This is a genomic window from Ruegeria sp. HKCCSP346 (genome assembly GCF_017872595.1).
Lineage (GTDB): Bacteria > Pseudomonadota > Alphaproteobacteria > Rhodobacterales > Rhodobacteraceae > Ruegeria.
Genome location: NZ_JAEDOT010000002.1, coordinates 83176 through 107187, shown reverse-complemented (window position 1 = coordinate 107187; position 24012 = coordinate 83176). Strand labels below are relative to the sequence as shown.

21 protein-coding genes are annotated in these 24012 nt (G+C 58.6%); 10 read left to right on the top strand and 11 right to left on the bottom strand.

Annotation, left to right across the window (positions count from 1 at the left end; all coding sequences use genetic code 11):
• Positions 1–7: 7 nt before the first annotated feature.
• On the top strand, positions 8–1039 hold the full coding sequence (locus I9185_RS09110) for a GlxA family transcriptional regulator (RefSeq protein ID WP_171723711.1): 1032 nt from the start codon (positions 8–10) through the stop codon (positions 1037–1039).
• On the opposite strand, the gene I9185_RS09105 is transcribed toward I9185_RS09110, so the two are convergent.
• The 9 genes from I9185_RS09105 to I9185_RS09065 all read right to left on the bottom strand — a co-directional run bounded on the left by I9185_RS09105 (position 998) and on the right by I9185_RS09065 (position 11433).
• On the bottom strand, positions 998–1561 hold the full coding sequence (locus I9185_RS09105) for a hypothetical protein (protein ID WP_171723710.1): 564 nt from the start codon (positions 1559–1561) through the stop codon (positions 998–1000). The genes I9185_RS09110 and I9185_RS09105 overlap by 42 nt on opposite strands.
• Complete coding sequence (locus I9185_RS09100) at positions 1554–4508, bottom strand: sarcosine oxidase subunit alpha family protein (protein ID WP_210092865.1); 2955 nt, start codon at positions 4506–4508, stop codon at positions 1554–1556. The genes I9185_RS09105 and I9185_RS09100 overlap by 8 nt, the downstream gene beginning before the upstream one ends.
• Complete coding sequence (locus I9185_RS09095; protein WP_152460339.1) at positions 4505–4792, bottom strand: sarcosine oxidase subunit delta; 288 nt, start codon at positions 4790–4792, stop codon at positions 4505–4507. Before I9185_RS09095 ends, I9185_RS09100 begins: the two co-directional genes overlap by 4 nt.
• A 12-nt stretch (positions 4793–4804) precedes the next feature.
• Entirely contained in the window at positions 4805–6055 is a 1251-nt protein-coding gene (locus I9185_RS09090; RefSeq protein WP_210092864.1) for a sarcosine oxidase subunit beta family protein, read from the bottom strand.
• Positions 6056–6268: 213 nt separating this feature from the next.
• Positions 6269–7513 carry a gephyrin-like molybdotransferase Glp gene (glp, locus tag I9185_RS09085; protein WP_210092863.1) on the bottom strand — a complete coding sequence of 415 codons (1245 nt, stop codon included), beginning with the start codon at positions 7511–7513 and terminating at the stop codon, positions 6269–6271.
• A complete protein-coding gene (locus I9185_RS09080) occupies positions 7506–7853 on the bottom strand; it encodes a hypothetical protein (RefSeq protein ID WP_171723706.1) in 348 nt (115 codons plus the stop codon). Before I9185_RS09080 ends, glp begins: the two co-directional genes overlap by 8 nt.
• A gap of 326 nt (positions 7854–8179) precedes the next feature.
• Positions 8180–9610 (bottom strand): NAD-dependent succinate-semialdehyde dehydrogenase, encoded by a 1431-nt coding sequence (locus I9185_RS09075; RefSeq protein WP_210092862.1) that lies wholly within the window; start codon positions 9608–9610, stop codon positions 8180–8182.
• Positions 9611–9691: 81 nt separating this feature from the next.
• Positions 9692–10657, bottom strand: a complete 966-nt coding sequence (locus tag I9185_RS09070) for a LysR substrate-binding domain-containing protein (RefSeq protein WP_171635933.1) — start codon at positions 10655–10657, stop codon at positions 9692–9694.
• 2 nt (positions 10658–10659) lie between these two features.
• The gene (locus I9185_RS09065) at positions 10660–11433 is read right to left on the bottom strand and encodes an aspartate dehydrogenase (protein WP_210092861.1); all 774 of its coding nucleotides are present in this window, start codon (positions 11431–11433) and stop codon (positions 10660–10662) included.
• 146 nt (positions 11434–11579) lie between these two features.
• Between I9185_RS09065 and I9185_RS09060 the strand changes: the two genes are divergently transcribed.
• The 8 genes from I9185_RS09060 to I9185_RS09025 all read left to right on the top strand — a co-directional run bounded on the left by I9185_RS09060 (position 11580) and on the right by I9185_RS09025 (position 20594).
• On the top strand, positions 11580–12533 hold the full coding sequence (locus tag I9185_RS09060; RefSeq protein ID WP_171723704.1) for a dihydrodipicolinate synthase family protein: 954 nt from the start codon (positions 11580–11582) through the stop codon (positions 12531–12533).
• Positions 12534–12638: 105 nt separating this feature from the next.
• On the top strand, positions 12639–13181 hold the full coding sequence (locus I9185_RS09055) for a 3-hydroxyanthranilate 3,4-dioxygenase (RefSeq protein ID WP_152460347.1): 543 nt from the start codon (positions 12639–12641) through the stop codon (positions 13179–13181).
• Positions 13182–13204: 23 nt separating this feature from the next.
• Positions 13205–14179, top strand: a complete 975-nt coding sequence (locus I9185_RS09050) for a TRAP transporter substrate-binding protein (RefSeq protein ID WP_171169737.1) — start codon at positions 13205–13207, stop codon at positions 14177–14179.
• A 63-nt stretch (positions 14180–14242) separates the two neighbouring features.
• The gene (locus I9185_RS09045; protein WP_171635926.1) at positions 14243–14776 is read left to right on the top strand and encodes a TRAP transporter small permease subunit; all 534 of its coding nucleotides are present in this window, start codon (positions 14243–14245) and stop codon (positions 14774–14776) included.
• The gene (locus I9185_RS09040) at positions 14773–16032 is read left to right on the top strand and encodes a TRAP transporter large permease (protein WP_210092860.1); all 1260 of its coding nucleotides are present in this window, start codon (positions 14773–14775) and stop codon (positions 16030–16032) included. The genes I9185_RS09045 and I9185_RS09040 overlap by 4 nt, the downstream gene beginning before the upstream one ends.
• A gap of 120 nt (positions 16033–16152) precedes the next feature.
• Positions 16153–16701 (top strand): thioredoxin family protein, encoded by a 549-nt coding sequence (locus I9185_RS09035; protein ID WP_171723701.1) that lies wholly within the window; start codon positions 16153–16155, stop codon positions 16699–16701.
• Positions 16702–16704: 3 nt separating this feature from the next.
• Positions 16705–17082, top strand: coding sequence for a VOC family protein (locus I9185_RS09030; protein ID WP_171635920.1), 378 nt, complete (start codon positions 16705–16707; stop codon positions 17080–17082).
• A 191-nt stretch (positions 17083–17273) separates the two neighbouring features.
• A complete protein-coding gene (locus I9185_RS09025) occupies positions 17274–20594 on the top strand; it encodes an adenylate/guanylate cyclase domain-containing protein (protein ID WP_210092859.1) in 3321 nt (1106 codons plus the stop codon).
• An 85-nt stretch (positions 20595–20679) separates the two neighbouring features.
• Here I9185_RS09025 and I9185_RS09020 read toward each other — a convergent pair whose 3' ends face one another.
• Both I9185_RS09020 and I9185_RS09015 read right to left on the bottom strand, forming a co-directional pair.
• Positions 20680–21711 (bottom strand): D-cysteine desulfhydrase family protein, encoded by a 1032-nt coding sequence (locus I9185_RS09020; RefSeq protein WP_245223502.1) that lies wholly within the window; start codon positions 21709–21711, stop codon positions 20680–20682.
• A 181-nt stretch (positions 21712–21892) separates the two neighbouring features.
• Positions 21893–22585 carry a Crp/Fnr family transcriptional regulator gene (locus tag I9185_RS09015; RefSeq protein WP_171228829.1) on the bottom strand — a complete coding sequence of 231 codons (693 nt, stop codon included), beginning with the start codon at positions 22583–22585 and terminating at the stop codon, positions 21893–21895.
• 187 nt (positions 22586–22772) lie between these two features.
• Here I9185_RS09015 and hemA point away from each other — a divergent pair, with 187 nt between their 5' ends.
• The gene (hemA, locus tag I9185_RS09010) at positions 22773–23996 is read left to right on the top strand and encodes a 5-aminolevulinate synthase (RefSeq protein ID WP_210092858.1); all 1224 of its coding nucleotides are present in this window, start codon (positions 22773–22775) and stop codon (positions 23994–23996) included.
• Positions 23997–24012: the final 16 nt, after the last annotated feature.

The following is a 24012-nucleotide window of genomic DNA, read 5'->3' as shown; positions in this document are numbered from 1 at the left end:
ACAAAGCATGACCCATTTTACCTTTCTGTGCCTCGAAGATTTCCCGCTTGCTGCCCTGTCCATGGCCATCGACCCGCTGCGCGTGGCCAATGAGATCAGCCGCAGCGATGGTCTTGGCTGGACTGTCGTTTCGGAAGATGGACAACAGATCATGTCCAGCTCACGCCTCAGCATCAACCCTGACAAGGCATTGTCCGAGGTGGAGGAAACCGACGTCGTGCTGGTCTTTGCCGGGGCCTCAGCCCGGTTGAAGGATCGCAAGGCTTCGGGCGGAGCGCTGCGACGGCTTTTGTCCCGTGGCGCGCGGATCGGTTCGGTCAGCGGTTCACTTTTTGCGCTGGCGGAAGAAAAGTTCTTCGATGGTTACAGCTGTAGCGCGCATTTCTGCTATACCGCTGCGTTGAAGGAACAATTCGACAGGGTGAACCTGTGCGACACGCTCTATACGATAGATCGCAACCGAATGTCCTTTGCCGGGACTTCAGCGGTTTTTGAATTCATGCTGGGCGTGATTTCGGATGAGGTGTCCGATGCGGTTGCCGTCGAAACGGCCTGCTGGTTCCAATACGCGACTTTGCGTGATGCGGATACGTTGCAGGTTTTGCCGGGCTACAGCAAAAATCAGACCCGCAATGCCCTGCCGCGCCCGGTGCGGCGGGCCATCGAGTTGTTTGCAAACAACATCGAAAACAAGATCTCGATCGAGCAGGTTTCGAAACGCGTTGGCATGTCCATCCGGCAATTGGAGCGGCATTTCAAGAAGGAAACCGGGATCAGCCCCGGAGGGTACTATCGCAGACTGCGACTGGATGCGGCGCGGCAGAAGCTGCTTTACACCGATCAGCCTTTGCAGGAAATCGCGCTTTCGGTCGGGTATGACAGCGCCAGTTCGTTTTCAAGCAACTATCGGCGCGCATTCGGTCTGCCGCCAGCTCAGGAGCGCAAGGAACGAAGCCGCGGCGCCAGACACGCGGCTTTGTCCTTAGGACACCGTCCTTCACAGGGCCCTGGCCACCTCAATCAGCATGTGGTGAACTGAAATCGCATAGCTGCGTGGCGCGTAGATCGAAAAATCCGTTCTCGCCTCATTGCAGCGCAGCAGGCACCCCACATGATGGATTGCGGTGCGGTTGAAGGCTCCGGCCTGCATCTGCTCGACATCCAGAACGGTCAGGCGTTGCAGCAAGACGGTGGCACCCTGCCCGGTCATGTCGATGCGTGTGAACGCGTCCGACTGATCGGTCACCGACGCCATGCCGACCAGCTCGGTTTCCATACGCCTGGCCAACTCCAACGGGCCTGCAAAAGCTTCTTCGCACAGGTACTGATCCGGGCCCAGCCAGTGCAGGCTGCTGGTTTCGCCCTTTTCCCACCGCCCCGCCTCAGGCACAGGGATTCCGCAAACGGTTTGAAGTTTGGTTTTGACGGTTTCCTCGTGTCCCAGCCTGGCTGAGACGGATGCCAGTGCCACATCCTCTCGTTCCTGAAAGGTCAGAGTTCCGACCACGTCCCGTTTGGGTTCACTGCCGCCAATGGCGGTCTTGGCAACAAAATCACGCACGGAGCCGTTCTCCTTCGGGGTCAACGAAATGCGCGCTGACAAGCGTCGCTTTGATGTTGGTGTCATCCACCGGGCTGACAATCTGCACGGTGTCGCCCAATCGCTGCGCCCCGCGTTTTACAAAGGCCAGTCCGATGCTGCTGGACAGGTGCGGCGAATAGGCAGCCGATGTGACATAGCCCAGATCGTTTTCCGGCAGGTGTGGCGCATCCTCGTCGAACACATGGCCTCCGGCCAGCACGGCATCGGCGTTGTTGACCGGCTGAATGCCGACCAAAGCCAGACCATCCGGATCGGTGAGAGCTTCGCGTGCGCTGAGCGTCGCACCGATACTGTCTTTCTGGGTTGAGACCATGCGCCCCATGCCCAAATTGTGGGCGCTGGTGGTTCCGTTCAGTTCGTTTCCGGTGGCATGGCCCTTTTCAATCCGCAGAACGCCAAGCGCTTCGGTGCCATACGGCGTTACGCCAAAGGGCTCTCCAAGCGCCATCAGATGTCGGATCAGCGCGTCACCGTACCGGGTAGGAACAGCCAGCTCATAGGCCAACTCACCCGAGAACGAGATGCGGAACAGCCGCGCCGGGACCCCCCCGGCAATGGTCACCTCGCCACACGCCATAAAGGGAAAACCTTCGTTGCTGATGTCATGGCCGTCATCAACGACCCTTTGCAGCAACTCACGGGATTTCGGGCCCGCTATGGCATATTGTGCCCAGGCGTCGGTGGTCGAGATCATCTGCACATCCATGTCCGGAAACAGGCATTGATGCACGAACTCCATGTGGCGATAGACACCAACCGCGTTTGCGGTTGTGGTGGTGACCAAAAAGTGATCTTCGGCCAAGCGGGCGGCAGTGCCGTCATCCATGGCTATGCCGTCTTCGCGCAGCATCAAGCCATAACGGGTTTTGCCCACCGGCAGTTTGGCAAAGCCGTTGCAATAGATCTTGTTGAGGAATTCCGCGGCATCCGCGCCCTGCACGTCGATTTTGCCCAGCGTGGTCACGTCGCAGACGCCGACACCGCTGCGTACGGCCAGAACTTCGCGATCCACGGATTCGCGCCAATGGGTCTCACCAGCCTTGGGGAACCATTGCACACGCAGCCAGGGGCCCACCTCGACGAATACCGCGCCCTGTTCTTCGGCCCATTGATGGCTGGGCGTCAGTCGCGTGGGTTTGAATTCTTTTCCGACCGAGCGCCCGGCCCAGGCCCCCATCGCCACGGGCGTGTAGGGTGGCCGGAAGATGGTCGTGCCGGTTTCTGGAATGCTCTTGCCGGTGATCTCGGCCATCACGGCCAGCGCGCCGACGTTCGCGGTTTTGCCCTGATCGGTTGCCATGCCAAGGGTGGTATAGCGTTTCAGATGCTCGACACTGCGGAAGCCTTCCTGTTCGGCCAGTTTGACATCCTTGACGGTCACGTCATTCTGGAAATCCAGCCAGGCGCGGCCTTTGCCGGGCACATGCCACAACGGGGTGATGCGGATCTCATCATCCTCGGCTTTCGGCAGGTCGACCGGGCAGGCCCTGATCCCCAGCCCGTCAAGCGCCGCAAGTGCCGCATTGGTGCCCGAGGCGATCGCCCCGTGGCTGGTCAGGTTGCCAGCGGCGGCACCGGCGACACTCATACCCTTAGTCAGTTCGGCAGGTGGGATGAAGGCTGCAAGCGGTTCGAACCATTGCGGGCGGCCGCGCTGATGGCATGTCAGTTGCACATTCGGATTCCACCCACCCGAAACGCCCAGACCGCTTACTTCGATGGGGCGGGTTTGACCATCGGCCATCTGCACGGTGATCGATTTCAGCCCCAACCGGCCCTGCGTATTCGTGACCTGCGCCCCGGCCAGCAATTCACATTCGGCAATGCGCGGTGCATCGTGGCGCGGGTCGATCACGGCAACAACATTGATCCTGGCTTTGATCAAATCCTGTGCGGCGCGGTGTCCTTCGTCATTGTTGGTGAAGATCGCCACGCGCTGGCCCGGTGTCACGGCCCAGCGGTTTGCATAGGCCCGCATCGCGCCCGCCAGCATTATGCCCGGTCGGTCGTTGTTTTCGAAAGCAATCGGACGTTCGGTAGAGCCGGCACAAAGCACCGTGTGCTTCGCGTAGATGCGCCACAGAATCTGGCGTGGTTTCCCCGCCTCGGGCACCGCAAGGTGATCCGAGACCCGCTCAAGCGCGCCGTGAATGCCGTGATCATAGGCGCCGAACACGGTGGTGCGCGTCAGAAGGCGCACGTTGTCCATCGATGCCAGCTCTCCCAGTGTCTGCGCGACCCAATCGGCATTCGAAATGCCCTCGAACCGGTCACAGTCAGACAACAAACGCCCACCCATCCGGCTGTCTTCGTCGGCCAGAATGACCCGCGCGCCAGACCGCGCCGCCGTCAACGCCGCGATCAGGCCGGAGGGACCGGCGCCGATAACCAGGACGTCGCAATGCAAATAGCCCTTGTCGTAGATATCCGGGTCGGCCTCCTGCGTCAGGCTGCCCAGACCGGCCGCCTTGCGGATCATCGGCTCATATAGCTTTTCCCAGAACGCCTTAGGCCACATGAAGGTCTTGTAATAGAAACCCGCCGTCAAAAAGGGCGAGAGCCGATCATTGATCGACAGCGCATCGAAGGCGAGCGAGGGCCAGCGGTTCTGCGATGTCGCCTCGAGCCCGTCGAACAGTTCGACCGTTGTCGCGCGTGTGTTGGGCTCCTGCCTGTTGCCTGTGCGCAGCTCGACCAGCGCGTTGGGTTCTTCCGAACCCGAGGCCAGCACACCGCGTGGACGGTGGTATTTGAACGAACGGCCAACCAGGCGCACGTCATTGGCCAGCAGCGCCGAGGCCAGCGTATCACCCTGATAGCCTTCGTAGGATTTGCCATCGAAGGAAAAACGCAGCTTTTTGGACCGGTCGATCAGACCGCCCTGCAAACGATTGTTCTGGGTCATTTTCCCCGTCCCGTCTTGCGGGCTACATCCCGCGCCAGTTCTGTAGCCAGAATTTCATGGGTCAGCGTGTCGCGTGTCACAACCAGCCACGAGCGGTCGCCCTGCTCGTGAAACCACAGCTCTCGGTGGGTTCCTGCCGGGTTGTCGCGCAGGTAGACATAGTCGTGAAACTCGGCGGCGGCCGTGTCGGATTGCCAGTCGGGCCGATTGATCAGACTCGCGTCGCCCAGATAGGTGAATTCGGACGCGTCACGCGGGCCAAGCAGTGGATGATTGATGATCATGTCCGGGCCTCCTCAGTGCAGGTTGGGCTGTGCGCCCACGCCTTTTTCGTCAATCATCCGCCCGGTTCTGAACCGGTCCAGACGATAGGCAGTTGCAACGTCATGCGGTCGGTCGGTGGCCATCAGATGCGCGAAACAAAAACCAGATGCTGGCGTTGCCTTGAACCCGCCGTAGCACCAGCCACCATTGAAATAGAGCCCTTCAATTCCGGTGTGACCAATGAACGGCGAACCATCCATCGACATATCCATCACGCCGCCCCACATCCGCAGCAGGCGCGCGCGACCGATCATCGGCATCAGGGACATGCCACCTTCGGCCACGTCCTCGACCACAGGCAGGTTGCCGCGTTGTGCATAGGTGTTGTAGCCGTCGATATCGCCGCCAAAGACCAGACCGCCCTTGTCCGATTGGCTGACATAGAAATGTCCGGCGCCATACGTAATCACCCCGTCAAGCACCGGTTTCAGCCCTTCGGTCACAAAGGCCTGTAGCACGTGGCTTTCGATCGGCAGGCGCATCCCCGCCTGTGCCATCACGCGCCCGGAAGACCCGGCAACCGCCACGCCCACCTTCTTGGCGCCGATGTAACCCCTTGTGGTTTCAACGCCCAGCAGTTTTCCGTTTTCGATGCGGAACCCGGTGACTTCGCAATTCTGGATGATGTCGACCCCCCGTTGATCCGCGGCACGGGCATAGCCCCAAGCGACACCGTCATGACGCGCCGTACCACCGCGGCGATGCAACAGACCGCCCTTGATCGGAAAGCGCGCATCGTCAAAGTTCAGGAACGGATACATCGCGCGAACGCCCTCTGCATCCAACAGTTCGGCCCCAGAGCCGGTGAACATCATCGCGTTGCCACGACGACGATACGCGTCACGCTGGGCGTCCGTATGACAGAGGTTCAGAATACCGCGCTGACTGACCATCGCATTGTAGTTCAGGTCCTGTTCAAGATTTTCCCACAGTTTCAGCGACAGCTCATAGAATGGCTGGTTGCCATCCAACAGGTAATTGGCGCGAATGATCGTTGTATTGCGCCCGACGTTGCCGCCACCGATCCAGCCTTTTTCCAAAACGGCCACCTTGGCGGCGTTGTGTTCCTTGGCCAGATAATATGCCGTCGCAAGGCCATGGCCGCCGCCGCCAATCACGATGAAATCATAGCTTGATTGAGGCTCGGGATCACGCCAAGCCGGTGTCCAGCCCCGGTGCCCTTGCAAAACCTGCCGCATGATCGCGAGTGCCGAATACCGCATGAATTTGTGTCCTTAACCCTCAGTGCGCCGAAGCATCATGTGCCGCCGGGAAAGCCCCAGTCACGACGTAATCCGTCACGGAGTTTATCGGTTGCGACAATTTTCAGGTCGGTATTGGGATTGATTGGCGCGCGACCGGGCAATTTTCCGGGTGCCCACCATGACCGCAGCGTTGAGGTTGCAGGATAAAAAGCAACGCACCTGGTGCGAAGATCAGAACCTCAACAATTCAATCGAATGCCCGGCGGGCAGGTCTTCGATCTCGGCCGGTATGATCGCCAACCCATCTGCCTGCGCCAGCAAGGCAACACGGCCACTGTAGGAGGGCGCCATCAGACGTACATTGGGAAGGCCACGCGGCGAGGTACCGTCAATCTGGACCGGACGATATTCCTGCCGACCCGCGCGACGCTGCACCGGTTCGGCCAGCACGGCCTGAACAGGTACCTGAGGTCTGTGGCACAAGCCTGCGCGCCGCGCCATCATCTGCGACCCGATTATCTGCCATGTCACATAGGCTGACACCGGGTTGCCGGGCAGGCCAACGTAAAGAGCACGCTCGCGCCGCCCGAACATGACCGGTTTACCGGGCTTCATCGCCACTTTCATGACATCGGTTTCGCCGCCAATCGCGCTGAACAGCCGGGGCATGTGATCTTCATCCCCGACGGACACGCCCCCGGTCGTGACGATGAGATCCGAGGCAACGCATGCCTCGCGCAGAACCTGTTCCAGACGGGTCGGGTCATCCACGACCGGTCCCCGGTCGATCAGTTCGATCCAGGGTTTTTGCAACAGCGCCAGCAGCATATAACGGTTCGAGTTGTAGATTTGGCCGGGGTCGAGGGGTTCGCCCGGTTGACGCAGTTCGCTGCCTGTCGAAAAGATCGTGACCTTCAGTTTTCGAAACACCAGGACCTCACCATACCCGGCGGATGCCAGGGCGGCCATCTCGCGCGGTCCAATTTCACAGCCGCGTCGCAGGATCGGACCCCCGGCACAAAGATCTTCCCCTGCGCGTCGGATATGCTGGCCGGGTTTCGGGCGGCGGCTGAATCGAATCCTGTCGATCAAAAGATCGCAATCTTCCTGCATCAGCACGGCATCGAATTCAGGTGGCACCGGAGCGCCCGTGAAAATGCGCAAAGCGCTGCCTTCGGGTGCATCATGGTCGCCGCAGTCACCCGCAGCCACGCGCCCGGCGATGGGCAGCTCGAACACCGGCCCGTCACCCAGATCACCGGTGCGGATGGCATAGCCATCCATGGCCGAGTTGTCGAAGGCAGGCATATCAACCTTGCTGGCGCAATCCTCGGCCAGAACCCGGCCTATAGCCTGTTCCAGCGGCAAAATCTCGGTTTCGGCAACAGGATCGGCGACGGAAAGACCGCGTTCAAGGGCGTCCTCGACAGTCAGATACATGTCGGCGTGGCGGTCACAGGCACATCCATCAGCCATTTTGAATCTCCGAAAATATTAAGCGTCCTGCAAATCCCGGCTGTTCGTCCGGATCCAGATTGGGCAGGCCGTCGTTGAATTTTTCCAAATCCGAGCTGGGATCAGCAACGACCGGCAGCGTACCCACGTTATGCCGACCATGTGCGGCGCGACCTGTGCCGTCATCGCCTTCTTTCACGGACGACAAATCCTGCTCGGGTTGGCCGCAAAGCTCAGACACGCGCGCGCAGTCAGAGTTCATGCCAAAGGTGGACGTTACGGTGGGCAGCCCAGCCATTCTCTCGAAGCCCTCGGTATCCTTGGCAGGGATTGGTGCAGATAGCGTCAGCCAAGTGTTCATCCGTCCCTCCGGAGCTCAGGCCACCCGGCGGGAAACCCCCCGCAGGTCAGCCAAAACGCTGATCATCACCGGCAAAAGGACGCGATGGTTTTGTCGCACGGTCCGGCCAGAAATTCCCGGCCAATGGACAGCAAGGCGGGTTTACTGTCATTGACATAGGTCATGATCCGCGTTCGGGCGTCCCATCAGAAAGGGCACATTGTCGCGTCTTTCGGTTCCGCAAGTAATGAAATCACAATCGCAGCGCTGGCCCTTTGGTCGATTTCGAAAGGAAAAAGGCTGGCTTGGTCGCGAAAAGTCGACAAGTGCAGGTGTCGGGATCTTTTTCAGCAGATCCTAGCCGAATGCCAGACGTTCTTGACCGTCATGTAATTCTCAAGGCCTTCGGTTCCGCCTTCCCGACCATAGCCACTGGATTTCACGCCCCCAAAGGGCGTTTCCGGCATGGATGCTTCAAGTGTGTTGATCGACAGATTGCCGACCTCGACCTCGTCGATCAGACGGTCGATGTAATCCGCCCGATTGGTGAAAGCGTACCCCGCCAGCCCGTAGGGAACTGAATTCGCCAGAGCGATCGCCTCATCCAGCGAAGCCACCGGGTTGATCACCGCAACCGGTCCAAACGGCTCTTCGCGCATGATCCGCGCCGCTTTAGGAACGTTCAATAACACCGTGGGTTCAAAGAAATATCCCCGCTCACCCAGCCGCGATCCACCTGTGGCAAGCGTTGCGCCCTGCGCCACTGCGTCTTCAACCAGCTCTGACAAGGCTGGCACGCGCCGGTCGTTGGCCGTTGGGCCCATTTCAACGGTTGCGTCAAGCCCATTGCCGACAACTGTGGCCTTGGCCCTCGCAACAAATCCGGCCGCATAGGCGTCAAAAATACTCTCATGCGCGAAGAAACGGGTTGGGGATGTGCAGACCTGACCGGCATTGCGCATTTTGCGGACCGCGCCTGAAACGGCCGCCGATTGCACATCCGTATCTTCGCAAACGATGACCGGCGCGTGGCCACCCAACTCCATAAGCACTCGGGTGTCGTGCCGGGCCGCCAAAGTGGTTAAATGACGCCCGACGGTTGTCGATCCGGTGAAGGCCACCAAGCGAACAGAGTCCTGCGGGATCAGATGACCGGATATCTCGGATGGTTCACCGAACACCAAATTCAGAACCCCTGCCGGCAGACCGGCATCTTCGAACGCTTTTGCTATGTGCAAGGCGCCGGCAGGCGTTTCTTCTGCCGCTTTCAGGATCACTGAACAGCCCGAGGCCAAAGCACCCGCGATTTTCCGGGCAGGTTGGCTCATGGGGAAGTTCCACGGCGAAAATGCCGCGACAACGCCGACAGGCTGGTGATGAACTGCAAATTTGTGACCCTGCGCCGCCGGAATGATCCTGCCATAGGTCCGCATCGCCTCGCCCGCATCCCATTCAAAGAACTCGGCGCCTCGAATGACCTCCAGCCGGGCCTGCTTCAAAGGCTTGCCATGCTCCAGAGTAATGGAATGCGCGATTTCTTCCTGCCGCTGACGCATGAGGGCTGCCGCCCGCAGAATCGTATCCGCGCGTTCCCGCGGCGATGTGCGGCGCCACAGTCGAAAGCCTTCGACGGCCGCTTGCAGCGCGTCGTCCAGGTCTTTCGCCGATGCGCAAGGCAACCGACCGAGTTCTTCCTCGGTTGCCGGGTTGACAACCGGGATATCGCGCCCGGTTTTTCGCCACGTGCCGCCAATGAACAGCCTGAGCTCTGGATACATGAAACTGGCGCCTCCATTTGCCTTGATTTTTGATCGCGCGATGCCTCGCATGAGTTCAAGCGCATTGCGCGAATACGGATATCAAATTGGCGGATATCTGGTCTGTCTGCTCTGCGCCGCCCGATGCAGGGCCGTTTTGAAAGCGCGCCCAGCGGGCGACAGATCGTCGTCGGCGCGGAAAGACACTCCAATTGGTCCCTGCCCGAACGGAACCTCCCAGGTGAGCTGGGCAAGATGGTTGTTTTCGATATCCTGGACGACGACTTCGGCCGGCATAAGGCCGATCAGGTCGCGGGATTGCAGCAGCGCCCGGTTCGTCAGGTAGGACACGGATTCAATGGCGACCGGTGGCACGTATTGCTGCTGGCCGACGAAAAAATGATCCGCCTGACGTCGCAACGTGGTCTCTTGCGGGGGAAGAATCCAGCCAAACGGCTTGGTTTGCGCAAAGGTCACGGCGTCCCGCTCAGCAAGCGGGTGTTGAGGGCCGACAATGGCCAATATCCGATCCTCGAACAGTTTTTCCTGTCGAATCTTGTCGCGATGCCGGTGCGACGGCAGGCGTCCTACAACCATGTCGATCTCACCCGACAGCAGCCGGGGCATGAGCACCTCGTTTGTCCCTTCGCTGATCTTGACCGCAACGTTCGGGCGGTCTTCCAGCAGCAGTTCAATGGCGGCAGGTAGCAGGCTGGTTGACGCCGCAAGCAGTGTTCCCACCACGACACGGCCGGAATTTCCTTCGTTCAGGTCGTCCAGTTCCTGCGCGGCATTGGAAACCTGAGCAAATATCAGTTTCCCGTGACGTATGAGAGTTTCGCCAAAAACCGTTGGCACAACGCCTCGGTTGGTGCGCGTGAACAGCTTGACTTCGAAATCCAGTTCAAGATCCTGAATCATCTTGGTTGCCGCTGGCTGAGATATTCCCAGCTCACGCGCAGCATTCTGAATGTTTCCATGCGCGCCAACTGCAACCAGCAGACGCAGCTGCCGCAGCTTCAGGCGGGTCAAGGCGCGGTCAACGATGCGAGAGTGACGCCCAACCATGGCTACAGCACAATCGGCTTGCAAAGCTGATCCAGCTTGGACAGCACACTCATGGCCGCAAGCGCCGAGCTTCGCGGGTTGTCGGGCAGCGCGGTACCGCTGATCCGGAACTGAAACGTGCCGAAATCGCCTTCGGCCTCGACCTCGTGAATGTTCTTGTGGATCGTCGGATCGGCGATCAGACGAACCTGTGTGTTATCGAACCCCACGCCCGCCAAGGCGACGGCGGCGGCGACATTTGCGTTCTTTGGGTAAGCCAGCGCCGCCTCTCTTGCGGAACCTTGAAAATGGGTTTCAGCCGCGGTGATATTGCCGAGGTCAAGACTGTGTTCGGCAAGGGATCCCTTCCACCCCGCCGGCGGCTTGCGCCCCACATATGTGACGGATTTGAGCGGCCCGACCGCTGCGGCGCTGAGACAGTCCAGCCCACCTATGGCACCGCTTGCCAGATGCAGCCGCGCCCCGCCCTTTCGCGCGGCCCTGTCCAGCCGATCACTGACCTGCTGATCCGCAAGTGCGCCGGCAGAGACACTGATGATATCCAGCCCTCGTGCCAGAATGTCCGGACCCAAACCGGCCAGTGCCTCGTGCCCCGCGCAATCCAGAACCATTTCGATTCCGGCCGGCAGGTCATCAACCGAACCAATTGACTTGGGCGATTTTGGATCAACGCGGTGTGGTCTGACCAGAATGGCTGCCAACTCATGCCCATGTTCTGGCAACATGCGCTGCACAAACTGCGCGATTGCGCCGGTTCCGATGACTGCGATCTTCATGTCTGGACCCTAGACCAGCATTGAAAAAATCTGAATTGGTAAGTTTGTGGTATATTTTTTTCAGATATCCATTTCCCTGAAATGGCACTGGACCGACCCGCCTGGTGTGTTTTGTTCCTGTTGAAGCCACGGGGACCACGTTGGAAATGAAATACTCAAAACACGACGCGAAGGCCTATGCCCGCGAACATATGACTGGAATATGGGCAGCGGCACTGAACCCGTTCAATGATGACCTGTCTCTGGATGAATCGGGACTGCGCGCCAACATCCGCCATTGGATCGACGATCTGGACATCCAGGGCCTTTTCGTCGCCGGCAAACAGGGCGAGTTCTTTTCGATGAGCATCGAAGAGCGCAAGCGCAACTTCGAAATTGCCGTTGATGAATGCGCAGGCAAAGCCGGTGTCATCGTCTCGGTCTCGGACCAGAACATGAATACGGCCTTGGACCTGGCGCATCACGCACAGAATTGCGGCGCGGATTACATCGTTCTGCACGCGCCGGTTCTGAGCTTTGTGCAGGATCGCGGAGAGGTTTTGTACCAGTACTACAAGCGTTTTTGTGACGAACTGGATATCGGCATCGCCATGTGGAGCCATCCAGACAGTGGCTATTTGATGCAGCCCGAAGAATGCGCCCGCATTGCGGACTTACCCAATATCGTTGCGATAAAATACTCGGTCCCGCGTGAGATGTACGTGAAGCTGACCCACATGGTGGGCGACAGGATCCATGTCTCGACCTCGGCCGAACATGAATGGCTGGACAACATATTGGAACTGGACTGGAAGTTGTATCTCTGCTCGTCCCCGCCCTATCAGCTGCAAAGCAAGGTTGATCAGCGGATGAACGAATACACGCGTCTGGCCTTTGCGGGAAAGGCCGATGAAGCGCGGCGTGTCTTTGACAGTCTGAACCCGGTCCGCGATGCGATGAAACGCGCGCGTCCTGCGGGCAAACCCACTGCATTCGGAAAGTACTGGCAAGAGTTGCTGGGTCAGGTCGGTGGCCGTGTACGCCCGCCGATGCTGGAACTGACCGAAGCGGAAAAAGCGATCATTCGCAAAGCGTTCGACGAATGCGGGCTGCGCGTCTGAGCTGGGTGAGGCCGGGCAGTATAAGGAAATCGGATAGCGAGATGCTGATAATTTCTTTGCGGTCATGCAAAAACGCGCCAAACTTTCAGGGATAGGGAGTGGGACATGTCAAAACTGAAAGCGTTCAACTTTAAGGCCTGGATCGACGAGCATCGCCATCTGCTCAAACCGCCCGTAGGGAATCGTCAGGTTTGGGAAGACGCCGATCTGATGGTCACCGTTGTGGGTGGCCCGAACAAGCGAACCGATTACCACGATGACCCGGTGGAAGAATTCTTCTACCAGCTTGAAGGCGACATGGTGCTGAAAATCTATGACGGAGAGGAGTTCTATGATGTTCCGATCCGTGAGGGCGAGGTTTTTCTGCTGCCTCCGCATGTACGCCATTCGCCACAGCGCCCTCAGGAAGGCTCGATCGGGCTTGTGATTGAACCCAAGCGCCAGACCGGAGAGCTGGACGCCATCGAATGGTATTGCTTTGAATGCGGATCACTGGTGCATCGAGCGGAAATGCAGCTAAAGTCCATCGTTGATGACCTGCCTCCGGTTTATCAGAAGTTCTATGCCTCGGAACAAGACCGCACCTGCCCCAATTGTCAGGCTGTGCACCCGGGAAAGGAACCGCCCGAGGGCTGGGTCACGTTGTAAAACAAGATCAAACAGGGGAAGTAATGAGACATTTCGCAAAAATCGCCGCCTCTGCGGCTGCGTTGGCACTGGCGTCTGTTGCCGCTCACGCCGAAGAGTTTCGGTTGGGTCTGATCACGCCGCCACCGCATATCTGGACCAAAGCCGCCGAAGCGTTTGGGGCCGAGTTGAATGAGGCCAGTGGTGGCGCGCATTCGGTATCGGTCTTCCCGGCCCGCCAGTTGGGGAACGAGGCAGAAATGCTGCAACAATTGCAGACCGGCGCGTTGGACATGGCTTTCATGACGGTGGCCGAGGTTTCCAACCGCGCGCCCGAGTTGGGGGCGTTCTATGCGCCCTATCTGGCTGATGACATTGGGCACGCGGGGCGCATCCTGCGATCCGATACGGCCAAGTCCATGCTGGAACCCTTGCCGGGGCAGGTTGGTGTCGTTGGACTGGGATATGGGATGGCAGGATTGCGCCAGATCGTCAGCCGGGGCGAGGTTTCCTCCGCCGAAGATCTATCAGGCCTGAAACTGCGTATCACGCCCTTCACACCGATTCTGGATTTCTACAACGCGGTGGGGGCAGCACCCACGCCCATGCCCTTGCCTGCCGTCTATGATGCGCTGGCCAATGGTCAGGTTGACGCCATCGACATGGACGCCGAGCTGATCTGGGTTCTGAAATATTATGAACACGCCGACACGATCGTGCAGTCGGATCACATGATGTTCCCGATGGTCGGGCTGGTATCGGCCAAGGTCTGGGCTGGTTTGTCCGAAGAAGACCGCGCGATGATCGCGGAACTCATGGCCAAGCATGTGGACAGCACCATTGATGCCTACGTCGAAAACGATGCCAAATGGCTGGAGCAGATCGAGGGCACTGGCAAAGCCTACAAAAAGGTCGATGCCTCGTTCTTTGGCGACGCGATAGAAGAGTGGAACGGGATCTGGTCCCAGAAGACCTCTTCCCTTGACGCTTTGCGGCAGACTGCGGCAGAAACAAAATAACGAAAACGGCATGACGAAAGGGGCGCAGCTCGATCCTGCGCCCTTTTTCACGGGAGAACAGCGATGTTGTATCGGCTGTCGGCAGGCTTGGCGCGGGTCGAGTTGTGGTGCGCTGCCTTTCTGGCAGTCTGCATAACGATTCTGATCTTGTTGAATGTCGTAACGCGAACGGCGGGCAACGCCCTGTTCTGGGTTGATGAACTGGCGATCTACGCGATGGTCTGGATGACCTTTCTGGGCGCGTCTTCCGCATTGCACCATCGCAGTTCTGTGTCGATCTCCATCGTTTCCGACAACGTGCCCGAACGCGCGAAACCATTGATCCGCAAGGGTGTGGACGTGGTCGTGTTTGCTTTTTCCTTTGCGATGCTGTGGTTCTGCTGGCGCTGGTTCCTTCCGCTGGACATCGCCAGCAGCGGATTTGACGTGGCGGCGTTTCAAGGTCAGACATTCAATTTCATCTACGCCGAGCCAACGCTGACCCTGGGCCTGCCAAAGTACCTGTTCTGGTTGGTGATGTGGCTTTTCGCAGTGGGCGCGACGCTGCATTCCACCATGCATCTGCTGAGCGCCCCGGGCAAAGGGGCACAGCCATGAGCCCCATCGTCTTTCTGGCCACTTTACTTCTGTCCGTGCCCGTGGCGATCGTGCTGGCGATCACGGCCATCTGGTACATCTGGGAAAGCGGCAACACGGTTCTTTATGACAGCTTCGCGCAGAAAATGTTCGGCGGTCTTGAGAATTACGGCCTGCTGGCAATTCCTCTGTTCATGTTGACCGGAGAATTGATGAACGAAGGCGGCATGACCCGGCGCCTTGTCGCGCTGGCCCGGGTATTTGTCGGCGGGTTTCGCGGCGGGCTGGCCTATATCAACTTGCTGGCAAACATGTTCATGGCGGCCATCATCGGGTCTGCGACGGCGCAGATCGCGGTGATGTCGCGCGCCATGGTCCCCGCGATGGAGGAGGAGGGCTATGACAAGGGTTTCGCCGCTGCCACGACGGCCGCAGGCGGGCTGCTGGCTCCGGTCATCCCGCCGTCGATGATGTTTGTCATCTTCGGTGTTCTGGCTCAGATCCCGATTGGTGACATGTTCATTGCAGGAATCCTGCCCGGTTTGATCCTTGCCGGGGCGTTTGCATCGGTCATCACCCTGATCGGGTGGTGGCAGAGCTTTCCGAAAGGGCATTGGATGACGCGTGCCGAAGCCGTCCAGGCCTTGATCAGCGCGGCCCCTGCCCTGCTGATTCCGATGTCGATCATAGGCGGCATTCTGTTCGGGATCGCCACACCGACCGAATCCGCTGCAATCGCGTCCCTGATCGCGTTTCTGGTGGGCTGGTTGGTTTACGGGGACCTGAAGCCGAGCAACCTGGCACAGATGTTCAAACGCACGGCGGCCAATGCGTCGATGATCCTGTTCATGATCGCGGCCGCCAGCGTGTTCGGCTGGGTCATCATCTATGAGGAAATACCGCAGCAACTGGCTGGGTTAATCACCTCGGTCACCTCGGACCCGTTCGTGTTCCTGCTGATCGTTAACCTTGCGCTTTTGCTGGTTGGAATGGTGATCGATGGCATCGCCGCGATCATCCTGATCACTCCGATCCTGCTGCCGATTGCAACCGGTTCATACGATATCAGCCCCTATCAGTTCGGCATTGTTGCCTGCCTGAACCTTGTGCTTGGGCTGCTGACGCCCCCGGTCGGGATCGGATTGTACATCGCCTCGTCCATGAGCGACACATCGCCCGGTTCAATCCTGAAATCGCTTTGGCCTTTCCTGATCGCAGTAACTTTGGTGTTGCTTCTGCTAAGCTATTACCCAAGCCTGTCAACGCTGCTGATCTGAACCAGATACGTTTGCAGGCGCATTCCGTCGCAAACATGGTGCCGGAAATCACGCTCTACTTGTTTGCGCCCGTAAGCTAAGCTGGCCTGAACATGCCAACTGGTCACAAAAAGGACAATCATGCTGCTCGACACTCCGATCTGCGATTTCGGTTGGGAAGCCCCGGACTTCACGCTCAAGGACCCGAACGGTCAGGCCTTCAAGATGTCCGATCACCTGCAAAACGGGTTGCTAATCGCCTTCATCTGCAATCATTGCCCCTATGTCAAAACGATCACGGACCGGCTTGCCCAGGACACGGACCTGCTGATGTCCAAGGGGATCGGCGTGTTGGCGGTCATGTCGAACGACTATCGCGATTACGCCGAAGATTCGCCGCCAAACATGTTGGAATTCGCACGGCAGAACGGCTTCAACTTTCCATATCTCGTGGACGAGGATCAATCCGTAGGAAAGGCTTATGGTGCTGTTTGCACTCCGGATTTCTTCGGATTGAATGCGGATGGAAAGTTGCAGTACCGGGGCCGTCTGGACAATCTGGGCCGCGGCCAGACAGGCAAGCGCGAACCAGAACTGGTCAATGCGATGCTGCAAATTGCCGAGACCGGGCAAGGCCCCCAGGACCAGATTCCATCAATGGGATGTTCGATCAAATGGACCCGAGGCTAGGCTATGGAGATCACGTCACTGGATCATGTCAACCTCCGCACCACGCGTTTGGACGAGATGATCGATTGGTACTGCAACTTGCTGGGGATGCGGGTCGGGCCACGCCCGCCCTTCCCTTTTCCCGGAGCCTGGCTTTATGTCGAAGAAAACGCTTTCGTGCATCTGGTCGGTGTCGAGGCCGAGGCCACGGGTTCGGACGCAGACCTAAAGCTTGAGCATTTCGCTTTTTCGGCGACAGGGTTGGATCGGTTCGAAGCGCATCTTAAAACAAATGGCGTCTCCTATCGCCGTGTAGAACTGACGGCGATCGACACCGTTCAGTTGAACGTCTGGGATCCGGACGGCAATCACATTCACATCGATTTTCGGACCGACGAATAGAGATGGCAGGCTCCGATACAGTTTCGTGCAATGAAATTTCCTCACCCTTAAATTGAACACTTGACCGGAATTCGCGGGTCGTCCTTGATAGAACTGTGTTTTCCCGGAGTATGCCCGGGGCTGGTCCTTTTAACCATAGGGAAATGGGGAATGCTTGGATCCGCCTGGTTGCGGTCATGCATGGTGGTCAAATGGCTGACATTGATGAATGGCTGATCCGAAACGGCTTGTCCAAATATGTCGATGCCTTCTCCCGGCACGAGGTCGAACTGGGTGATCTGCCGGAACTGAGCGACGATGACCTTGTCACGATCGGCCTGCCCCTTGGACCCAGACGCCGCTTTCTGAAAGCAATACGGGATGAAACCGGGCAGCCTGCGGGATCACATCGCGCGCATCAAGAACCCAACATCATTGCAGAGCGCAGACAGCTGACGGTCATGTTCATTGATCTTGTTGGATCGACGGCGATATCGCAAAAGCTGGATCCTGAAGATCTGGCCGAGGTTCTGAGGCTGTTCAAAGAGACCTGCGCCGCTGCTGTCGCCGCTTTTGACGGGCATATCGCCAGTTACTATGGCGACGGTATCATGGTGTTTTTTGGCTTTCCGCATGCGCATGAAGACGACCCGGAACGCGCCATTCATGCAGGTCTTCGGATCGTTCGCGAAATTCCGGAACTCCGCACGCATGCACATCTTGAAGTCCGCATAGGGATCGCGACCGGCCTGGTTGTCGTCGGTGACCTGCGTGGAGAGAAGATGTTCGAGGATGGCACCGCCATGGGCGAGACCCCGAACCTAGCCGCACGGCTTCAATCGATGGCTGATCCGGGGACAATGATCGTCGCGCCGACGACGCGGGAACTGGCGGGTGATGCGTTCGAATATGTGCGCCGGGGCACGTTTCAATTGAAAGGCTTTGCCAAAGAGGTCGAAGCCTGGCAAGTCACCGGCACGCGCCAGACTCTCAGCCGTTTTCTTGCGGCAGACGACGCCCGGATGAGTTCATTGGTCGGGCGCGCGCAGGAGCATGAAACCCTTCAAAGCAAGTGGAAGCTGGCCCGTCAGGGTCAAGGTCAGGTGGTGCTGGTCTCGGGCGAGGCGGGCATAGGAAAGTCCAGGCTGATCGAAGAGCTTCGCCGCACGATCCCGGATGCAAAACACCGACAGCTTCGATTTCAGTGTTCGCCCTTTCATGACGCAAGCGCGTTGTATCCGATCATACGCCAGCTTGAAAACGCGGCCGAACTTCGGGCCGGTGACAGTGTGGACAAAAAATTGAACAAGATCCACGGCGTTCTGGGCGATCCTTCTGAAGGGTCACTGAAACTGGCTGCGGCACTGTTGTCGGTCCCGTTTGAAGACAGGCTTGGCCCGCTGGATCTGACCCCAGAGCAGATCATGAAGCAGACGCTGGACATGCTGGTCAACCATGTGATCGGCATGGCGCAGGAAACCCCGACCCTGTTGCTGTTTGAAGATGCACATTGGATCGATCCAACGACAAAGACTCTGCTTGATCAGCTTGTAACCCGGATAGAGGACGCGCGCCTGCTGATGGTCATGAGCTATCGGACAGGCTTTGATCCGGGCTGGCCGCAGTCACACACCTTGATGCACGTCGCGCTTCAACAACTGGATTTCGCGCAGGTCAAAGAGATCGTGAACGATGTTGCCAAGGGCAAGACCGTCCCGGACGAAGTTCACCATCTGATTGCCGCCAGATCCAACGGTGTCCCGCTGTTCGTAGAAGAGGTGACGAAGGATCTGCTGGAATCCGATCTTCTGACCGAACGCGCCGACGCCTATACGATGGACCGGTCCACGCCATCACAAACTGTGCCGAAAACACTGCATGACGCCTTGATGGCTCGTCTTGATCGACTGAGCTCGGCCAAGGAAGTGGCACAGATCGGCGCTGTCATTGGCCCGCAATTCTCTTATCCGATGATTGCAAGCGTGTCCCGTTTTGATGAACGGGCGTTGCGTTCCGGTCTGGATTTGCTGGTGGATGCCGGGATCGTGATCGTTTCAGACTCAGAGCCCGAGGAAACGTTCAGTTATCGTCACGCTCTCATTCGCGACACCGCTTACAACAGCCTGCTGAAACGCGAGAGGCGAACGCTGCATGCGCGTGTGGTCCAAGCACTGAACTCTGCCTCGTTGCACGAAAACTCTGCCGGCCCGGAAATTCTGGCTCATCACTACACGATGGCAGATATGCCGGACGAAGCGATAGAACACTGGTATCTGGCCGGACAACGTGCCGTGGAACGCTCGGCCGGGATTGAAGCAGCCACTCAGCTGGGGCGTGCGTTGGCGTTGCTTGAACAGCAGGAAGACTCGGTTGACCGCGACCGCATGGAAACCAAGATCCAGACCTTGCGGGCCGGCGTTCTGCGCTCGACCGCTGGCATCGCGGCCGATGAAACGGGGGCGGTGTATGCCCGGATCCGCGACCTGTGCAATCGGCTGGGCGAAACCGAACAATTGTTCCCTGTGCTCAATGGTCTCTATGCGTATCATCTGGTCCGCGGCGAATACGACCTTGCCAAGGACGTCGCGGCGCAGTTGCTGGACCTGTCCAAGCTGACCGACGAAACGCATCACATAATGATTGCCCATCGGGCCATGGGTGCCGTCTTGTTGCATATCGGGCAGCAGGACGCCGCCTATGCACATCTGCGACAAGCGTTGCACTTGTATGATCCTCAGCAGCACAGCCGTCTTGCCTATGTCTACGGCACGGATCATGCTGCCATTACATCCTGCTTCCTGAGCATGACGGTCTGGTTGCGCGGAGAACCCGACCGCGCGCTCGAGATCCAGCATCAGGCGATCTCGGCGGCGCAGAAACTCAATCACGCTCATAGCCTGGCACAGACGCTGACATATCTGTGTATGTTGCACCTGTTGCGGCGTGAACCTGAACAGGTTTACGACGTTGCCGCGCGCCTTGAGGAACTGGCAACCAAACACACCTTCCCCTTCATGACACTGACGGCGAATGTCTGGCGGTGTTGGGCGGACGCGCAGATCAAGCCAGGCCCGGAAACGATCCGAGCAATGCGCGACGCGTCCGAAGCCTGGTGGGCCAGCGGGGCCGGAAACTACAAACCGGTGTTCCTGACGGCCCTTGCTGAAGCTTCATTGAAGGCGAACGACCCGAAGGCGGCTCAGCGCCTGCTGGATGAAGCCCGTGAACAGCAGGTTCTGACCAATGAAGCCTGGGCTCAGCCCGAGACGGATCGGATACAGGCGTTGGTGCGCTCCATGGGCACTGCCGCAGACGATCTGTTCACGGAGGCTCTGGAAACCGCACGCAAACAACAGGCAAGAATGTTCGAACTGCGCACAGCGGTGGATTACGTGCAAACCTGCGACCGCTTTGGCTGCACGCCGGCCTCGCCGCCGGATCTTGGAAAGATTCTGGCTATGATCGTTGGCGGCGCGCAGACCCGCGATGTCGCGCGGGCCATGTCTTTGCTCAATCAATCGAAAGTGTCGTAGAGTACTTACCCGGCCAGTTCTGCGGGCAACACCTTTCCGTTCATCCTGTCGCCCCGCAGGACCAAAGGCGAAATGCTGCGCTGTTTCAACTCGGTTGCAACTCGTCCTGGTATCCGAACAACGCAGGTTGACCACCCGTGTGCAGCAGAACAACTTTCTGACCTTTTTTGATGATGCCTTGTTCAAGCAGTCCAAGAAGCCCCGCAAAGGTTTTGGCAGAATAAACAGGGTCAAGAAAGATGCCTTCGGAGCGCGCCATCAGGGTCAACGCCTCGCGGGTTGCTCGACCGACCCGCCCATATCCGGGTGCCAAAGCGCCGTCCCAGGTACAGATGTCTTCCATGACCATAGCAGGGTCGAAACCCATCATGGTCGCCAATCGCCTCAGGACCTTTTGCAGACGCGCGTGCTGCTGGTTCTGATCGCGACGCACGCATATGCCGTAGACCGGCGCAGACTGCCCGACTAAACGCAATCCGGCTAGGCACCCGCCATGGGTTGCCCCGCTTCCAGACGGCACCACTGCGGCGTCGAAATCGCTGATCTGAGTATGCAACTCGGCCGCCCCCGCCACATAGCCCAATGCCCCCAGCGGAGGGTGATCGATGCCCAGATGGATCACGTATGGTTTTCGACCCATAGCAACCAGATCCTCGGCACGTTCGTGAAGAGCGCCGTCAGCGCCCGCCTCGTCCTCACCCCTGGGATAGCCAATATGTTCCGCCCCCAGAAGCTGTGCCAGAAGAACATTTCCGGATCGATGGTAGTATTCGCCCATATTCGTCACGCGGTCCTCTAATTGAAGAACGGATGAAATTCCCAGCTTTGCCGCCGCAGCTGCCGCAGTGCGCACGAAATTGGATTGCACGGCACCTGTGATCAGGATGGTGTCCGCCCGCTGCCTCAGCGCCTCGCCCATATAAAATTCCAGCTGGCGGGTCTTGTTTCCGCCGAAGCTGAGCCCGGTCAGGTCGTCGCGCTTGATCCACAGGTCCAGCCCCAGTTGGTCAGAAAGACGCTCAAGCCGTTCGACCGGTGTGACCGATGTCATCAACCTTGCGCGGGGATAGTTTGAAAGCGCTGCGTCTATCATGGACCAGGTGCCCTTCATTTTCATGCAAAAGACTCGTGCCGATGGATGGCACTGCTGATCAGGATAGTGAGGTTTTGGAAAGCGTGGAAGACAGCCGGTCACGCGCAAAAGCGTCCGACTGGAGCCCCCGTTGAAGCGGGCCAGTTTCGGATCACGGGTTTTCCGTGAATTTGCAACGTCAAAGGGTCCGGTCGACGGTGATCAATCACCTCTCGCTGGTGTCGCTTTCGGCGTAGTTGCGCAAATCGTCCATGTCGGCGATATCCGCGTGGTTCCTGTTGATCTTGACGCCAACGGGTTTCAACCGCGAAAACGCGCGGCTCAGGCTTTCGGGCTTCATCCCCAGACGTCCGGCGATCAGCATCTTGTCGTAAGGCAGTTCCACCTCGCAGCGACCGGACTCGCGATCGCACAGGTTCAACAGAAACTCTGCAACGCGTTGCGCCCCGGTTTGCGCCTTCAATTGCTCCAGCTGCGCCACCAGAGCATGCAGATGCGTGAACGTCGCAGCCAGAATTGAAACGCCGATTTCCGGGTCTTCTTTCATGAGGGACAGCAACACCGGGCTGGGAATATGCATCACTTCACAGGCTGAGACGGCTTCGGCGGACACGGGATACGGCACGTTGCGCAGCGCAACGGCCTCACCAAAGCTTTCTCCGCGGGTGAAAACGCTCACCACCGCTTCTGCCCCGGTCGGAGAGATACGGAACAGCTTGACCCAACCCGCCAGCACGACGTGCACGGCCTTGGCTTCTTCCTCTTGCAGAAAGATCGTCTCGCCACGGTCATATTGCCGCCAAATCGCTTGCCGCAGCAATGTATCCACATGCTGATCCGGCAAGCTGCGCAGAAGCAGAGACTGCCGCGCAATCGCCTTTTGTGCCTCGTGTGACATGAAGGCACTCCCTTCTTCATCCAGTCCGGGCGATGGCCCGGGATATCATCCCCAATGCCCTGCTATGCCAAAGCCGGCGTGGCAGTGCCAGCCTTTTTCTTGAAGATCAACTTGACAATTGTCATGTCACGGGGCCCGTCGCTGTCCTAGGTTCGGTTCACAGCCAGTTATCCGGGGAGCATGTCAGATGGATTTCGAGCGATTTTTCAGCCAGAGCCTCGACGCTTTGAAAGATGAAGGGAACTATCGGGTTTTCATCGACTTGCAGCGACGTTGCGGAGCCTTCCCGAACGCTCGCCAGACCGATGGTTCGATCCAGCGGGATGTGCGTATCTGGTGCTCGAATGACTACCTTGGAATGGGGCAACACCCTGCGGTCATCAACGCCATGCACGATGCGCTGGAGCGTTGTGGCGCCGGTGCGGGCGGAACGCGCAACATTTCGGGCACGACGCATGACCACGTTCTGCTTGAGGCAGAATTGGCAGATCTCCATGGCAAAGAGGCCGCTTTGCTGTTCACCTCGGGCTATGTATCAAACTGGGCCGCTCTGGGAACGCTGGCTGCGAAGATCCCCGGTCTGATCGTTTTCTCTGATGCGCTGAACCATGCCTCGATGATCGAAGGCATCCGCCACTCACGGGCGCAGAAGGTGATATGGAAACATAACGACCTTGCGGATCTGGAGGCCAAACTGGCCGCCGCCGACCCCGACGCGCCCAAGATGATCGCCTTTGAATCCGTCTATTCCATGGATGGTGATATCGCGCCGATCAAGGAAATCTGCGACCTGGCCGAGAAATACGGCGCGATGACCTATCTGGACGAAGTTCACGCCGTCGGCCTCTATGGCCCGCGCGGTGGTGGCATTGCCGAGCGTGAGGGCCTGATGGATCGCCTGACCGTGATCGAAGGCACGCTGGGCAAGGCCTTCGGCGTGGTTGGCGGCTACATCGCAGCCTCCGCAGCGCTGTGCGATTTCGTTCGCAGTTTTGCTAGCGGCTTCATCTTCACCACGGCCCTGCCGCCTTCGATCGCGGCCGGTGCTGCCGCATCTATCCGGCATCTGAAGCAGTCAAGCGCCGAGCGTGATCTGCAAAAAGCCCGTGTGGATCAGGTGCGCGCCCGTCTGGATGCGGAAGGGATACCGCATCTGCCGAACCCCAGCCATATCATCCCGGTGATGGTGGGCGACCCGGTGAAGTGCAAGTTCATCTCGGATACGCTTCTTGAAGAATTCGGCATCTATATCCAGCCGATCAACTATCCCACTGTCCCCAAAGGCACCGAACGTTTGCGGATCACGCCGTCCCCGGTCCACACAGATGAGGATATCGATCATCTGGTCGGTGCTTTGTCGGCGCTCTGGCAGCGTTGTCAGATCGCGCGGATCCCACAGGCCGCTCAGTAATCGACCCCCCTTTGCT

Coding starts and splice junctions, on each gene's coding strand:
- I9185_RS09065 (WP_210092861.1), bottom strand. CDS start 11,433: ATGAAGATCGCAGTCATCGGAACCGGCGCAATCGCGCAGTTTGTGCAG.
- I9185_RS09030 (WP_171635920.1), top strand. CDS start 16,705: ATGGAGATCACGTCACTGGATCATGTCAACCTCCGCACCACGCGTTTG.
- I9185_RS09055 (WP_152460347.1), top strand. CDS start 12,639: ATGTCAAAACTGAAAGCGTTCAACTTTAAGGCCTGGATCGACGAGCAT.
- I9185_RS09035 (WP_171723701.1), top strand. CDS start 16,153: ATGCTGCTCGACACTCCGATCTGCGATTTCGGTTGGGAAGCCCCGGAC.
- I9185_RS09090 (WP_210092864.1), bottom strand. CDS start 6,055: ATGCGGTATTCGGCACTCGCGATCATGCGGCAGGTTTTGCAAGGGCAC.
- I9185_RS09080 (WP_171723706.1), bottom strand. CDS start 7,853: ATGAACACTTGGCTGACGCTATCTGCACCAATCCCTGCCAAGGATACC.
- I9185_RS09040 (WP_210092860.1), top strand. CDS start 14,773: ATGAGCCCCATCGTCTTTCTGGCCACTTTACTTCTGTCCGTGCCCGTG.
- hemA (WP_210092858.1), top strand. CDS start 22,773: ATGGATTTCGAGCGATTTTTCAGCCAGAGCCTCGACGCTTTGAAAGAT.
- I9185_RS09060 (WP_171723704.1), top strand. CDS start 11,580: ATGAAATACTCAAAACACGACGCGAAGGCCTATGCCCGCGAACATATG.
- I9185_RS09015 (WP_171228829.1), bottom strand. CDS start 22,585: ATGTCACACGAGGCACAAAAGGCGATTGCGCGGCAGTCTCTGCTTCTG.
- I9185_RS09070 (WP_171635933.1), bottom strand. CDS start 10,657: ATGGTTGGGCGTCACTCTCGCATCGTTGACCGCGCCTTGACCCGCCTG.
- I9185_RS09025 (WP_210092859.1), top strand. CDS start 17,274: ATGGCTGACATTGATGAATGGCTGATCCGAAACGGCTTGTCCAAATAT.
- I9185_RS09075 (WP_210092862.1), bottom strand. CDS start 9,610: ATGTATCCAGAGCTCAGGCTGTTCATTGGCGGCACGTGGCGAAAAACC.
- I9185_RS09100 (WP_210092865.1), bottom strand. CDS start 4,508: ATGACCCAGAACAATCGTTTGCAGGGCGGTCTGATCGACCGGTCCAAA.
- I9185_RS09045 (WP_171635926.1), top strand. CDS start 14,243: ATGTTGTATCGGCTGTCGGCAGGCTTGGCGCGGGTCGAGTTGTGGTGC.
- I9185_RS09110 (WP_171723711.1), top strand. CDS start 8: ATGACCCATTTTACCTTTCTGTGCCTCGAAGATTTCCCGCTTGCTGCC.
- I9185_RS09050 (WP_171169737.1), top strand. CDS start 13,205: ATGAGACATTTCGCAAAAATCGCCGCCTCTGCGGCTGCGTTGGCACTG.
- glp (WP_210092863.1), bottom strand. CDS start 7,513: ATGGCTGATGGATGTGCCTGTGACCGCCACGCCGACATGTATCTGACT.
- I9185_RS09020 (WP_245223502.1), bottom strand. CDS start 21,711: ATGAAAATGAAGGGCACCTGGTCCATGATAGACGCAGCGCTTTCAAAC.
- I9185_RS09095 (WP_152460339.1), bottom strand. CDS start 4,792: ATGATCATCAATCATCCACTGCTTGGCCCGCGTGACGCGTCCGAATTC.